Source organism: Paraburkholderia sp. TE9906 (assembly GCF_056279605.1).
Window position 1 is genome coordinate 46,920 of sequence record NZ_JBWCCT010000015.1, and the last position, 14,006, is coordinate 60,925.

The 14,006-nt window shown below is 62.8% G+C and carries 10 protein-coding genes; 6 read left to right on the top strand and 4 right to left on the bottom strand.

Going from position 1 to position 14,006, the window contains the following annotated elements:
• Nucleotides 1–350: 350 nt before the first annotated feature.
• Entirely contained in the window at nucleotides 351–1,250 is a 900-nt protein-coding gene (locus ACZ9H4_RS30020; RefSeq protein WP_476122355.1) for a glycosyltransferase family 2 protein, read from the top strand.
• 45 nt (nucleotides 1,251–1,295) lie between these two features.
• Here ACZ9H4_RS30020 and ACZ9H4_RS30025 read toward each other — a convergent pair whose 3' ends face one another.
• The gene (locus ACZ9H4_RS30025; RefSeq protein ID WP_476122356.1) at nucleotides 1,296–2,132 is read right to left on the bottom strand and encodes a DUF2182 domain-containing protein; all 837 of its coding nucleotides are present in this window, start codon (nucleotides 2,130–2,132) and stop codon (nucleotides 1,296–1,298) included.
• Complete coding sequence (locus ACZ9H4_RS30030) at nucleotides 2,129–2,896, bottom strand: DUF899 domain-containing protein (protein ID WP_408141263.1); 768 nt, start codon at nucleotides 2,894–2,896, stop codon at nucleotides 2,129–2,131. Before ACZ9H4_RS30030 ends, ACZ9H4_RS30025 begins: the two co-directional genes overlap by 4 nt.
• A 140-nt stretch (nucleotides 2,897–3,036) precedes the next feature.
• Here ACZ9H4_RS30030 and ACZ9H4_RS30035 point away from each other — a divergent pair, with 140 nt between their 5' ends.
• Entirely contained in the window at nucleotides 3,037–4,257 is a 1,221-nt protein-coding gene (locus ACZ9H4_RS30035; RefSeq protein WP_476122357.1) for a helix-turn-helix domain-containing protein, read from the top strand.
• A gap of 9 nt (nucleotides 4,258–4,266) precedes the next feature.
• The gene (locus ACZ9H4_RS30040; protein WP_408141030.1) at nucleotides 4,267–4,953 is read left to right on the top strand and encodes a Vgb family protein; all 687 of its coding nucleotides are present in this window, start codon (nucleotides 4,267–4,269) and stop codon (nucleotides 4,951–4,953) included.
• A gap of 106 nt (nucleotides 4,954–5,059) precedes the next feature.
• Here ACZ9H4_RS30040 and ACZ9H4_RS30045 read toward each other — a convergent pair whose 3' ends face one another.
• Nucleotides 5,060–7,183 carry a glycoside hydrolase family 28 protein gene (locus ACZ9H4_RS30045; protein WP_408141032.1) on the bottom strand — a complete coding sequence of 708 codons (2,124 nt, stop codon included), beginning with the start codon at nucleotides 7,181–7,183 and terminating at the stop codon, nucleotides 5,060–5,062.
• Nucleotides 7,184–8,433: 1,250 nt separating this feature from the next.
• Here ACZ9H4_RS30045 and ACZ9H4_RS30050 point away from each other — a divergent pair.
• From ACZ9H4_RS30050 to ACZ9H4_RS30060, 3 genes are all read left to right on the top strand, one after another.
• Complete coding sequence (locus ACZ9H4_RS30050; RefSeq protein WP_408152343.1) at nucleotides 8,434–9,732, top strand: TAXI family TRAP transporter solute-binding subunit; 1,299 nt, start codon at nucleotides 8,434–8,436, stop codon at nucleotides 9,730–9,732.
• A gap of 325 nt (nucleotides 9,733–10,057) precedes the next feature.
• Nucleotides 10,058–11,131, top strand: a complete 1,074-nt coding sequence (locus ACZ9H4_RS30055) for an AI-2E family transporter (RefSeq protein ID WP_408141036.1) — start codon at nucleotides 10,058–10,060, stop codon at nucleotides 11,129–11,131.
• Between the two features lie 485 nt (nucleotides 11,132–11,616).
• Nucleotides 11,617–12,204 carry a hypothetical protein gene (locus tag ACZ9H4_RS30060; RefSeq protein WP_476122358.1) on the top strand — a complete coding sequence of 196 codons (588 nt, stop codon included), beginning with the start codon at nucleotides 11,617–11,619 and terminating at the stop codon, nucleotides 12,202–12,204.
• Nucleotides 12,205–12,272: 68 nt separating this feature from the next.
• Here ACZ9H4_RS30060 and ggt read toward each other — a convergent pair whose 3' ends face one another.
• Nucleotides 12,273–13,865: a gamma-glutamyltransferase gene (gene ggt, locus ACZ9H4_RS30065; protein ID WP_476122359.1), complete on the bottom strand. Its 1,593-nt coding sequence runs from the start codon at nucleotides 13,863–13,865 to the stop codon at nucleotides 12,273–12,275.
• Nucleotides 13,866–14,006 lie beyond the last annotated feature (141 nt).

The following is a 14,006-nucleotide window of genomic DNA, read 5'->3' on the forward strand; positions in this document are numbered from 1 at the left end:
GGTTCGTTCGACTCCCAGCTCCGAATTTATAAGGGAAGCGGCTGCGAATCAAGCCGATGACCCGATCGCCGGCATCCTCGCGGAAAGCGGCACAGCCGGTGCGCGCCAGGCTGAACCGGTTTCGACGCCCGCGTACCCCGGCCTCGTGCGGCGGTTCCCATCAACAGGACGATGAAAGCCGCCATGGTCCGTGAGTTCGGCAAGCCCTTCGTGAACGGACGACGGGCGGTGTCGGACCGGACCGCGGCGGCCTCCGGCCTTCGCTGCTCGGGGCAACTGTCGGCGCGATTCCCTTTCGTCAATGCGTCGAACGGTGGCAGCCATGCCGGATACGTTAAAATTCCCGGCGTTTGGAATGCCGGGCGAAAGCGATGGCAATTGAAAGTGACAAATCGGCCATGACAAAAATATCCATCGTTGTTCCGTGTTTCAACCAGGAAGAATTCATCGGGGAGACCCTGGAGTCGGTGTTGCGCCAGTCGTACAGCGACTGGGAATGCATCATCGTGAATGACGGATCCACTGACGGGTCCGAGGGCATCATTCAACAGTACGCAAGTAGGGACCGCCGGTTCCTGCCGTTTACAAGGGCGAACGCCGGGGTCGCCGCCGCGCGCAACTTCGGCTTCTCGCAGGCAACGGGAGCGCTCTTCGTCCCCCTTGACGGCGACGACAAGATACACCCCGATTTTCTGAAGCTGTCCGCCGAATGCTTTGCCGCGCATCCCGATACCGATCTTGTCCACTGCAAGACGAAGCGCATCGGGGAGTCGAACAAGATCTGGCGCTTGCCCGAGTACAGCTATGAGAAGCTGCTTTGGCAGAACATGATCGTCAACACGACCATGTACCGGCGTGAAGGGTTTTCCCGTATCGGCGGGTATTCGTCGGAAATGATCCACGGTTTCGAGGACTGGGAATTCTATGTGCGGCTTCTGAGTCCGCAATCGAAGGTGCGATTCGTCGATGCGCCGCTTTACCTGTATCGCGTGAAGAAGAATTCACGGTCAACCGAGCTGGTGACGTTGGGCAAGGTCGAGGAATCGCAGCGCCTCATATTTACGCGCAATCGCGCGAAGTACGAGCAGTTTCTCGACAACCCGATCAGTGTTGTCGGCCAACGCATGAAGGAGTTCGCTCCGTTCTATTCGTCGCGCTATAAGCGGCAGCTGCGCTACGTGCATGCGGCCTATGCAGGTGTGATCGTGGCGCTGCTGGTGGCAGGTGCATTTCTGCTTGGCTATCACTGACGCACGGTTCCTCACGCTGAAAATCCGGCCGCTCCGACGCAGGCGTCACCCACGCCCGGCAGCCTGCGCGATCAGCACCATCCCCGCGCCGACAACGACGGTGCCGATAGCTTGCGCGACGCGTTTGCCACCCGGAAGCAGACGTTCGCCGGTAATCGCGGTTGTCACGACAGCCATCGCGCGCAGGTCCATCACGCCGGCCACGAGCAGGATCGCGGTCAAGCCGGCGCAACAGCAACCGCAGTGAAGACCGAGGCGCAGTCCGTGCCGCCAGGCAGTGCGGGCATCGGCAGGCAACTTGCGGCAACGCCCAGGCGCGTTTCGGCAGCATTCGAGCTGACGCGCCTTCCACCCGGTGAACTGCAGCGCGCCCGCGATCAGCACCACCATGCCGATCGCGCCCGGAACGGCACGCGCCAGCGCCGGCACCCGCATTGCGAGCGCCGCCGACGCGGCGCCGAGCGCAAAGACGACGAAGCCGAACGCCGTCCACACGACGAAGTATCCGACGGCGACCAGCACAGTCAGCCATCCGGCGCGCGCTTGCCTTGCCCCGCCGACCGCCTCGCGGTAACGCCACAACATGGGCACGAGCGACGGCAGCATCATCGCCACCATCATCACGCTCCACATGCCGATGAACGATGCCGCGACCTCGGCCCACGTCTGTCCGCACATGCGCGTCCAGAGCGTCGACATCGTCCAGCCGCCGGGCATCGGCGTGCCGCCCATCGCCGCCATCGACGCGCTGCCGATGATCGTCGCCGCCGCGCTCGCCGCGAAGCACAGCGCGCAGGTGCCAACGAACACCGCGTGGGAAACGCCGCGCCGCGCGAACGCCGGGTGCGGCGCTGCGCGAACGGCATTCGCGAGTTTGCTCATCGCCGGTTGTACTCGTCGTGGCGGCGCCACCAGATGCCTGACTCGTTGCGTCCTTTGGGCGCGCGGTCCAGCCACTGATACATGCCCCACAGCCCGTCCACGCCTCGCGCATAGGTGGAATAGGTGTGATAGACCACGCCGTCCTCGATCACGAACGCGCTCATGCCTGGCCGGTCGCGCGAGTAGGTGGCCGGATCGGTGCCGGACATCGCCGCGAATTCGACGACGGGCTGCGGCGCCGGCGTCGCGTCCATGGCGTGGCCGCCGCGCTCGAAGTTGTAGTCGATGTCGCCCGTGCGCTGCTGCTCCTCCGTGAAGGACACGTTGAAGTCGAAGTTGAAGTCGCCGCCCGACGAGGACGCCCACGGAAAGGTCCACCCCATCCGCTGCTTGTACGCCTGCAGTTTCGCGAGCGGGGCACGCGACACTGCCATCAGCATCACGTCGTGATTCGCCAGATGGACCGCGAAACCGTCGAAGCCATCCGCGAGCGCCGAGCACGACGGGCATCCCGCCGTATAGTCAGGCCCGAACATGAAGTGATAGACGAGCAGTTGCGAGCGTCCTCTGAAGAGCTCGGCGAGCGACGCACTGCCTTCATCGGTTTCGAAGCGGTAGGTTTTGTCGACGCGAACCCACGGCAATGCCTGACGCTGCCGCGCCAGCTCGTCGCTGCGCCGGGTGAATTCCTTTTCCGCCGCGAGCAGCTCGCGCCGCGCAGCCAGCCATTGCTCGCGTGTTCCGGTCAGATGTTGTGTCGTCATCATGCTTGCCTCCGAAGGTCGTCCCGCGTCGCCCGGCCGGTTGCCGGTACGGCGTCGTGTACGGGTTGTTGGTCGTGCTAGATTAGTACCGGGCCTCGACCAGGGGGGAGTGACAAGTGTGGCGGGATTTGGGTGACCCGATGGACTCGCCGATCACGGCGGCCGCGCGTGCGCTCGCAGCGGGTGATCCGCTCGGCGCGCTCGACCGCGTCGCGCTGCGCGACGACGCGCCGGCGCTCGCGCTTCGCGGCATCGCGATGGCGCAGCTCGGCGATTTCGTTCGAGCGAAGGCGCTCGTGCGCAGCGCGGCGCGCGCCTTCAGTCCCGGCGACGCGGTGGCCCGCGCGAGATGTGTCGTCGCCGAGGCCGAGATCGCGCTCGCCTCGCGCGATCTGGCTTGGCCCACGAAGACACTCGATGCCGCGAGAGCGACGCTCGACGCGCACGGCGACCGCATGAACGCCGCGCATGCGCGCTATCTTGAAGTCCGGCGCCTGCTTTTGTTCGGGCGCCTCGAAGCGGCCGAACAGGCGCTCGACGGATTCACCCCCACGTTGTTGCCGCCCGCCTTGAGAGCCGCTCACGAACTGGTCGTCGCGGGTGTCGCGCTGCGTCGCCTGCGCACCAGGACCGCGCGCAGCGCGCTCGCGAGAGCGGGACGCGCCGCGCGCGATGCGGGCATCCCGGCGCTGACGGCGGAGGTCGAAAGCGCGTCGCTCGTGCTGAGCACGCCGGCCGCACGTCTGCTTGTGCGTGGCGGCGAGCGCCTCCTGCTGCTCGACGAAGTCGAGGCGTTGCTGGCGTCGAAGGCGCTTGTCGTGGATGCGTGCCGTCACGTCGTGCGCGACGCGGGCACGGTGGTTTCGCTTGCGAGCCGTCCGGTGCTGTTCGCGCTCGCTCGCGCGCTGGGAGAAGCGTGGCCCGACGACGTGCCGAGGGACGTGCTCGTCGCGCGTGCGTTCCGGGCCAAGCGCGCCGACGAGTCGCATCGCGCGCGGCTGCGAGTCGAAATCGGGCGGCTTCGCGCGGCGCTCGGCACGCTGGCCGGCGTGAGCGCGACGAAGCGCGGCTTCGCACTGACGCCGCGCCGCGCCGGCGAGGTCGCCGTGCTGGCGCGGCCCGTCGAAGGCGAGCATGCGCAGGTGCTCGCGTTTCTCGCCGACGGCGAGTCGTGGTCGAGTTCCTCGCTCGCGTTGGTGCTCGGCGCGAGCCAGCGCACCGTGCAACGGGCACTTGATTCGCTGGCGGCCGCGGGCAAGGTGCAATCGTTCGGGCGTGGCCGGGCGCGCCGCTGGATAACCCCGCCCATGCCGGGATTCGCGACGGCTTTGTTACTCCCCCCTCCACTACTCAATGATTAGGATGGCGACATGAATCGCTCAGCGGCCAGAATCATTCGTGAATATGGACCCTTTCCGGGTGTCGATAAAGTACATGGGGTGACGTATGACGGCCAGCAGGTATGGATTGGCGTCGGCGACAGCCTGAAAGCGTTCGATCCGGCCAGTGGCAAGCCGCTGCGCTCGATCGACGTCGCCGCCGATGCGGGCACGGCCTTCGACGGCACGCACCTGTTTCAGATCGCCGGCGGCCACATCCGCAAGATCGATCCGCAGACAGGTCAAGTGCTCGCGACGATCCCGGCGCCAGGCGGCGGTGGCGACTCGGGGCTCACCTGGGCGGAAGGGACGCTGTGGGTGGGTCAATATCCGGAGCGGAAGATTTATCAGGTCGATCCCGAAACCGGCGCGGTGCTGCGCACGATCGAATCCAACCGCTTCGTCACCGGCGTCACGTGGGTCGACGGCGAGCTGTGGCATGGCACCTGGGAAGACGACGCCAGCGAGTTGAGGCGCATCGATCCTCGCACGGGACAGGTGCTGGAAAGCGTCGAGATGCCGGCCGGCATGAGCGTGTCGGGCCTCGAGTCCGATGGCGCGGATCGCTTCTTCTGCGGAGGCGGTGCCAGCGGGAAGGTGAGAGCCGTCCAACGGCCGGGGCGCGGTGACGAGGACGGCAGCGGGACCGAGGTGCCGGCCGATTCGACGAGCGAATGACGTGAAATAAAGACGGCCCGTTCGAGCAGGCTCGACGGGCCGCTGGATGGAGTCGGGTGGCACGCGTGCCGCGCTTTTATCGCGGCACGCTATCGATCGTCACCGCTTACTGCGAGCCCGCCCAGGTCTGACCGGACGGCGACGAATCCCCGATGCCCGGGAAATCGACGTACGCGCTGCTGCAATCCACCGCCTTCGCCGTGCTCAGCGATTGCGAGGCGGCACCGGTCAGCACGACCCGGTTTGCGTTCGACGGGAAGATCGGCAGGTTGACGTTGTTCAGCGTCAGGTTCGCATCCGACGCGGTGACCGCCACGTTGCTCGGCGAATCGGCCAGCACGTTGGTGAGCGTCATGCCGAGCGGGAGCGCCGCATGCGCGATGCCGCCCGTGTTCGCCTGGAAGCCCTCGAAGATCGCCGACGTCGTGCCGATGATATGCACATTCGACAGCGTAATGTCGTGGAAGTCCGGATAAAGCGGCGAGGTGGGATTCGGCAGCGCCTTGGTGCTGTAGTACGGCGTGAACAGCAGCGCCTGCCCGCTGTCGCGGATGCAGATGTCGTTGTAGTTGATGTTCGTCACGATGCCGCCGCGCGCCCAGTCGGACTTGATGCGCAGCGCCTGTTCCGAGCCGTCGAACGAATTGTCGTAGACCTGGATGTTCGTGACGCCGGCATTGGTTTCGCTGCCGACCGAGACGCCGTGGCCCGCATAAATATGGTTGTGAGCAATCACGAAACCGTATTTGCGGTCAGTCGCGACGTCGCGATTGCCGTCGATGCCGAACAGGCCCGAGCCGGCCGGGCTCGGATTGGCGGAGCCCTTGATGGCGATGTCGTCGTCGCCGGTGCTGATGTAGTTATACGCGAAGACGGTATTCTTCAGGTAGCCGTCGAACGAGATCTTGCCGGCCGTCGAGGTCTTCGTGCTACCGATTGTCAGCGCCTGAACAGCGGCCTTGGACGCCGAACCCGGATCGAAGGCATCGGTGTTCTTGGCCGTGTCGATCGTGGGCACCATGCCCAGATAGTTCGGATTGCCGTTGCCCGCCGGGTTGGCGGACGCGGACAGCGACGGCGTCTGCACCTTGACGTTCCAGACCGTGAGTCCATCGACACCGCTCGGCACGACGTGGAAGTTGGCGCTGTTGTTCATCGTGATGCCGAACAGCGTCAGGTTCTTCGCGTAGTTGAAGACCATCATGCGGAAGTTCGACTGCGAGCCGACGCCGGTCGTGCCGTTCTCGATCATGTTGCCGAGCCAGGCGAGATCCCACCATGTCATATGACGCGACGAGGCCGACGTGTTGACGAAGTTGCCGCCGTTGTCGCAAGGCGTGCCGGTCGTAGCTTGCAAGCCTTGCGCATAAGCCGTGTAGGTGTTCGTGCAGCTCAGGTCGACGCGCATCAGCGGATAGAGGCTATTCGAGCTGACGATTTCCGACGCCGCCCGGCTGTCGATGCTGCCGCCGCCGACCACTGCCGAATTGACGAGGTAGCTGCCGCCGATCAGCGGCAGGCAGTTGCCGGAACTCCCTGCCTTGGTCGAACTGACAGCGGTGTTGGCGCAATAGGGCCCTGCCGGGTTGGGCGCATAGGCCATGACGTCGCGCGTCGCGTAGACCGTGACGCCGGTGTCGATCCACAGTGTGACGCCGGACGGCAGCGTGAGCGGCCCGGTGATGAACGAGTTGCCTGCGCCGGTGCTCGACACGACCAGACGCACGGCGAACTGCGACGCGCGGTATTGCGGCGCAGCCAATTGCTGGGCCGACGCGCCGGCAATGTTGATGTTCGGCTTCGCCGCAGCCTTCTGCGCCGCCGCCGCGGCGGCGTCCGCTGCCGAGATGGCTGCGCCGACCTGGGCGTCCACCGCGGCGCCGCACGCGTCGAGCGCCGCCTGAATGCGCGCCTGGTCCGGATTCAGAATGGCCGACGTCGTGCCGTTATCGGCCTCGGGTCCGAGTGCGCCGCTCGGCTGACGCACCAGCGAGTTGCTTGCTTCGAGCGTGCTGCAGACCTGGGCATCGGTGGGCAGTTGCGGCGCCGGAGGCAGCGCGGCGTCGCTCGTCGCCACGCCGACCTTGAACGGAGCGGGATGCGCAGCCGACGAGGTGGCGTTGTTGTCGCTGTTCGAAGCGGAGGGCGAGTTGTCACCACTACCGCAGGCAGTCAGTGACACCGCAAGGGTGATGACAAGGCAGGGTATAACGCCAAATCTATAAAGCATGGACCATCCTTATTTTAAAGAAATACTAGCTATCTGGACGCTTGGTCGATTCAGTCCCGGGGGGCAGTGTTTTGTTTTTCTGTTTGATCAGTCCGGCATATGAGGCTGTCGCGAAGGCGGGCAGCGACTTGGGCGTACGGGTCGTTCTGGCTGCTGTGGTGCCGGTTGGACCGGATGGGCTTTCTAATGCGTTCGTGTCAGACCTCGCGCGTCGAGCGTCGCGTGAGATCTATCGGTTGATCAGCTTGGGCTTCGCCGTGGCGCAACGATGGACGAGTCGGCGCAATGGTCGCCTTGTGGGAAACGCGTCCAACTTGATGCGAGCGGGTGTGGATGAATGCGGAGACTGGTCGTGCGCGCACGCGCCATTTAGCGGAAGGCTGCCCATGCTTGTCTCCATGTTTAGTTATACGATGACGTATAAATTCTATTGGAGAGACGCCTTTCCGTACACGCGGTATTTACCCGGAGAGTGGAAATTCGAATTGTTATAGAACTGTAAAGTTATGGATAAACGGCATAAATTGGGATGACTGTGGGAGTGAGACGATTTCACCTCTTTTTCTCAAAGAGATTTTTGTTATAGGATGACGTATAAGTAAGTTTGCTATTTGAGATAGGTGAGAGACCTTCGACTCAGCGTCATTGGCCGGAAGCGGAGCGGTACGAGTCAGTCAGTCGACAACACAGTTCACCGTTGGTGTCGCATCCGTTGATGCACTGTGCGGCCATGAAATAGGCAGTCAACCAGCATCCCTCAGACGGCTCGCATCGCGAGCAAACGCGATCGGCCATCATCGGCATCGGCGATGCATTGGCCGTCGTGGCGGCGTACATCACCTGCGGAGTACATCACCATTGATACGTCGCTCACGCGTGCGATCTGCGTGACTATGCGAACCGGCATTGCAAGCCAATCTTCACCCGCTGACGCGGTGTTGCAATAAAACAATCTGGTATCGTGAGGCCGGAGAAGCCGAAGAGTTGAGCGACGGCAACAAACTCGAATGCGGGATGTGGGCAAGGGGTTCGAGCGGCGCGCCATCCGGCTTGCTTTCAGCTCTGTTAGCAACGCAAAGAGCCCGCGCACCAGATGACAAATATCGCTCGGTTCAAGAGGATTGTCAGCTGGCCGGGGCGCTGCCACGCGAACGCGTGCGAGGACCGCATTCCGCTCGAGCAAGGTTGATGAGAGAAGGCTAACGATGCCCAAACACGACCCAGCGCTTCATCGTATTCAGAGAACCCCGATGACGCGGGCCCGCCGGCGGTTTCTCATCATCTGGGCGATCGTGCTGGTGGCCGTGCTTGGCTGGGCGCTGGTGACGGCGCTCAGGCCCGCGCTTCAGCGCACGATCGTCATCACGACCGGTGCCGACAACGGCATCTATCGGGGCTTTGCGGAACGCTACGCGCCGATCCTGAAGCGTGCGGGTATCAAGCTCGAGATCCGCAGTTCTTCCGGCTCGGTTCAAAATTATCAGCGGCTGACGAATCCGGACAGCGAATACGAAGTGGGCTTCATCCAGTCGGGCACGATCAGCCCCAAGGAAACCGATAACCTTCAGACTATCGCCGCCGTCTCATACGAACCGATCTGGGTGTTCTATCGCGGCGACACCGTCATCAACCGGCTGGCCCCATTGCGCGGCAAGAAAATCGGCATAGGCGTTCCCGGTAGCGGCTTGTTCAACGTTTCGCTCGTGTTGCTCGGCTATAGCGGTGTCACCCGCGACAACAGCACGCTGCTGGAGCTGGATGCGCCCAACGCATATCAACGCCTCGAAAGTGGCGAGCTGGACGCCGCGTTTTTTATTGGCCGCCCCGACGCCGCGATACAAAAGAAGCTATTGAACAGCGATCTGAAGCTGATGAGTTTCGCGCAGGCCGAGGCCCTGGTGCAGAAATTCCCGTCGCTCTCGAAGATCATTTATCCGCGCGCCTCGACGAGTATCGTCAACGATCTGCCGCGGAACGATGTCACTTTGCTGGCTGCCACGGCGCTGCTCGTCTCCAGGGACACCTTGCACCCGGCGCTTGTTTATCTGCTGCTGGACGCGGCCAAAACGGTCCACGGCGGCGAAGATTACTTCACGCCGCTTGGCACGTTCCCCAATCTTCGCACCGAGGAATTCCCCATTTCGGACGAAAGCGCGCGCTACTTCAAATCCGGCCGGCCATTTCTGCAGCGCTACCTTCCGTTCTGGCTGGCGAGCCTCATCGAACGACGCTTTCTGATTCTGCTGCCCTTCATGGCGCTGTTGATCGGCTTGCTGCAGGCACTGCCGCGCATGGTGGAAGCGCGGATAAAGAAGCGGCTGGTGGTCTGGTATAGGGAAATCAAATCGCTGGAAGATGAAACCTGGAAAAACACGCAGCCGACTCGCGCCCAGATCGCGACATGGCGCGACGAAATCGAGAACATCGATGCGCATGCGAGCCAGATACGGATTCCACATCGTTATTTTCAGGACGTTTATGCGCTGAAGCAGGCGATCGGTGTGGTGCGGGACCGGATTGCTCAAGTGGCGGCGAAGGTAAAGGATTAGCGGAGTCGTTGGAAGAGCGTGATCGGGAAGTTGCATGGCGTTGCCGGGGCAGGGCGTCTGCCCGCCAATCGACACATCGATGCGCTATGGTGCGCGTATCGTGCGGCAGGTTTGGACACGCGCGATTTCTTGCCGCGCTACCCCAAATACATGCGAGCATTAGCGCGGATGCGATTTCAGCCATATCTGCTGTCGGCACCACGTGTAAGGTAACAGTACGGCAGCTTGGGCAACGGACAGGAAAAGACGGTTTGGCCGCCGCTTGCTTCGTTCATGCGGCAATACTCGACAGCGAGCAGTTCGCAGATCAATGGAGCATGGATAGATGAGCGACAGATTGCAGGCGTCCGTATGCGTTGTCGTACTGCTGTTGATTGTCGGCTGGGTGCTCTACATTGGGCGTACCGTTTTCGTTCCTATCGTGCTCGGCGTCATCGCGGTCTATGTGATCGTCGGTTTCACCCGATTGCTGGAGCGCATTCCTGTCGTTGGAGCGCGAATGCCGACGCAGTTGCGTTATGCGCTGTCCGTATTCGTGATCGCTGCCGGAATATTTCTCGCTGTCGACATGCTCGTCGCGAACTACGACGGCCTCATCGCGCTGGCGCCGCGCTATCAGGAATCCGTTCTCGCGCTGATTCAGAAAGTCGCCATTCTGCTGCATGTGGAGACCGAGCCCACCTGGGATTCGCTGCGGCGCGACATACTTGCCCAGTTCAACGTTCAGGCGCTCGTCGCAAGCATGCTGGCTTCGCTGTCGTCGATGATCGTCAATATCTTTGTCGTGGTTCTGTACGCCAGCTTTCTGCTCATCGAGCAGCGCACGTTCAGCGAAAAGCTGACGAACATGGCCGCGAATTCGAGCAACGCCGAGCGCATCAAAAACGTCGTCACCGACATCAACCGGCGCATCGGCGCTTATCTCGCGTTGAAGACGCTGCTAGGCGTGGTGCTCGGCGGCATAAGCTGGGGTGCGATGCGCAGTGTCGGCCTCGAATTCGCCGGACTGTGGGCGGTGCTGATTGCGCTGCTCAACTATGTGCCCTATATCGGTTCGGTGCTGAGCATCGTCTTTCCGACGCTCATGTCGGTGCTGCAGTTTGGAGAGGTCAACCAGGTGCTCATCGTGCTGGTGTCGCTGAGCGTGATTCAGTTCGTGATCGGCAACATCCTGGACCCGTATCTGATGGGCAACTCGCTGAACCTGAGTCCGTTCGCGATCCTCGCCAGCATGGCGGTGTGGTCGGCGATCTGGGGTGTTTCCGGCGCATTCCTCGCCGTGCCGATTACCGTCATCGTGATCATTATTTTCTCGGAGTTCGAGATGACGAGGCCGGTCGCGATCCTGCTCTCGAAGAACGGCAGGCTGACTTATGGTGGAAGTTCGACGGCTGCCTGAGGCGGAATCCGTTTCCGGTTTCGCCGGCCGGCAGGCGAACAATTGCCCGCTCCCACTATTACGATCACGGAAAGCGCAGCCGAAGCCCCATAGCGTCCTATAGCGGAACCGATTGGTCAATAGAGAAGTGTGCTCTGTTGAACAATAGCCACTCCCGTCCGATACTCGGAACATCGTCCCCACGCTCACAAAAATCATGGCAACGTGGACTATGGGAGCAGACCGGTTTGCCACCCTCCTTCCCCAGCTCGCGTGTGGGACCGCGCGACGCATCGGGGGTAGCCGCCGTGTTCCGGTGGATATGGCGGTGCGAGGTGCATCTGCACGGCACACCGGGCTGCAACAGACGCTCATCCGCGAAATCGTCATCTGGACCGAAGCGCCTTGCGGCGTGCAATGCCGGGGAATTCCACCGCCGTCGAAGCTTGCGGGAAAGCCCCCCGAAAGGGCCGCCGAAGCACGCACGAGACTGAAGGAGCCCTGAAATGGCGCACGACGATCTGGCGGTACTCGTGGGCGTCGGGATTCTCGCTCTGGCCTGTCTGTTCGTATGCGGGTTGTATGTGTACCGGAGCAGCGATACCTGGCGCAACCGCAAACGCCGATCCGACACGCACGTAAGCGGCGTTCAGACGAGCGGGTCGAACAGGGAATCGTTTTCGGACGAGGAGGCGCTGATGGGCACGCAACTGAGCCATTGCTGCAAAACCTCACTCTATCGGGCCGTGTTCGGCAGCGGCCACGATGAGCGGATCGTATTCCTGATCGCCGGCAACCGCGACGACGCCCGAAAGCGCGCGACCATCGCGCTGGCCGCGATTCATGGCGTCGCGACCCACGAGGTGTCGCTCTGCAAACTGGCCTCGTTTCGCGAGCTGATCGACATCGGCGTCAGCGAGGATGAAGATCTGCGCGTGTTCGAAATGGCCTGGAAGGGTGAGAATGTCAGTGCATGGGCCGAGCATCCACTGTTCCTGACCGACGACTCGTCCTTGCTGGGCAAGTGGGCGGAGCTATACGCGGACCTTGCGCGGGAGCTGGCGACCAGCGCGATCGACCGGGCGCGAGGTTGACGAGCGCGTATGAAAACCGGACATGGCGGCCACGTGCGCCTTCATCGCACGCGGCCGCCATCGTCAGTTCAATAGCCGAGTGCGCAACCGTCTTTACGATGATCCGACGCACCCAGTAACGTGCCATTTTCCCAATCGACCCAGATAGCCTGAGCGCCGCCGATCGGCGAATTCGGCCTCGCCAGCGTGAATCCGCGTCGCGTCAGTTCGGCGCGGACTTCGACAGGCATCGTTTCTTCAAACTCGACCGTATGGGTGCCGGGCCGTGGAAAAATGCGCGGCAATTGGATTGCCGACTGCATGTCCATGCCGTAGTGCAGCACTTTGGACAGAAAGTGCGCGTGGCCCATTGCCTGATAGTGGCCGCCCATGACGCCAAAGCTCATCTGCACGCGCCCGCCTTTAGTGACCATGCCGGGAATGATCGTATGCATCGGCCGTTTATGCGGCCCAATGGCATTGGGGTGGCCTTTTTCCAAAGAGAAGCTCTGGCCGCGATTGTGCATGAGCACGCCCGATTTCGGCGCCATCAGACCGCTGCCGAACGGGTGAAACAACGAGTTGATGAAGCTCGCGCAGTTGCGGTCGCGATCGACCACGGTGATATACACGGTGTCCTTATGTTCCGCGGTAGCGAACGCGGGCAGGTCGGTCAATGCGCCGTCGAGATCGATCTGGTCGCGTAGCCGGTCGGCGAGTTCGTCGGAAAGCAGCCAGTCGACATCGGGCTTTCCACCCTGAGGGTCGCCCAGAAAAGCGTCACGAACCGAATAAGCCAGCCTCGTTGCTTCGATTTCGCGATGGATGCGATCGACGTCGAGCGGGTCGCCTTTTGTATCGAACTTCTGCAGGATCTTGAGCAGCATGAGTGCGATGATCCCCTGGCCGCTGGGAGGGCACTCGACAATCTCGTAGCCCTGAAACGTCGAGCGGATCGGCGTCACATAATCGCCGTGGTAGTCCGCGAAATCGTCCAGCGTGTGAAGTCCGCCATGGCGTTGCAGATGGCCGACGATGTCGGCTGCGATGTCGCCGCGATAGAACGCATCGCGGCCGCCCTCGGCGATCGCGCGCAGCGTGTTCGCCAGAAGCGGCTGACGATGCGTGGTGCCGGGCAGCGGCGCGTTGCCGTCGACCAGCATCGCCGCGCGAGCGTTACGGTCCCGGCGAAGCAGTTGCGCTTCATTGCTCCAGTCCAGCGCGGTGCGCGGAGCGACGGCGTAACCCTGGTCGGCGTAGCGGATGGCGGGCGCCAGTACTTCGCCGAGCGAACGGCGGCCATGGTCGCGATGCAGTGTCGTCCATGCGTGTACCGCGCCCGGTACCGTTACCGCGTGCGCCGAGTCTCGTTCGATTGCATTGACCCCGAGCTTCTGCAGCGTGTCGATCGACGCGGCCGCGGGCGCCCAGCCGGCGCCGTTATACGCGACGATGTCATCCACGCCACCTTGGGAATACAGGGCAAAGCAGTCGCCACCGACACCGGTCGAGCCGGGCTCGACCACGCATTGGACCGCGCAAGCGGCGATCGCGGCGTCCATTGCATTGCCGCCGGCTTCGAGCGTGTTGATGGCGACCAGCGTCGCGAGCGGATGTGATGTCGCGGCCATGCCGTTGCGGGCGACAACCATTGAGCGGCCAGGGGCCTCGAAATTGCGCATGAAGAGTGTCTTGTCAGTGTGGGAAACGAGTCGACGCATCGCAGCCGTGCCCTCTGCGCCCGCTGCCGCGTTCGTGGATTGGACTTTCAGGCGTGACGTCGTCTGCCGGGCAGCGCATCGGCAAGACCGGCGGCACTTGTT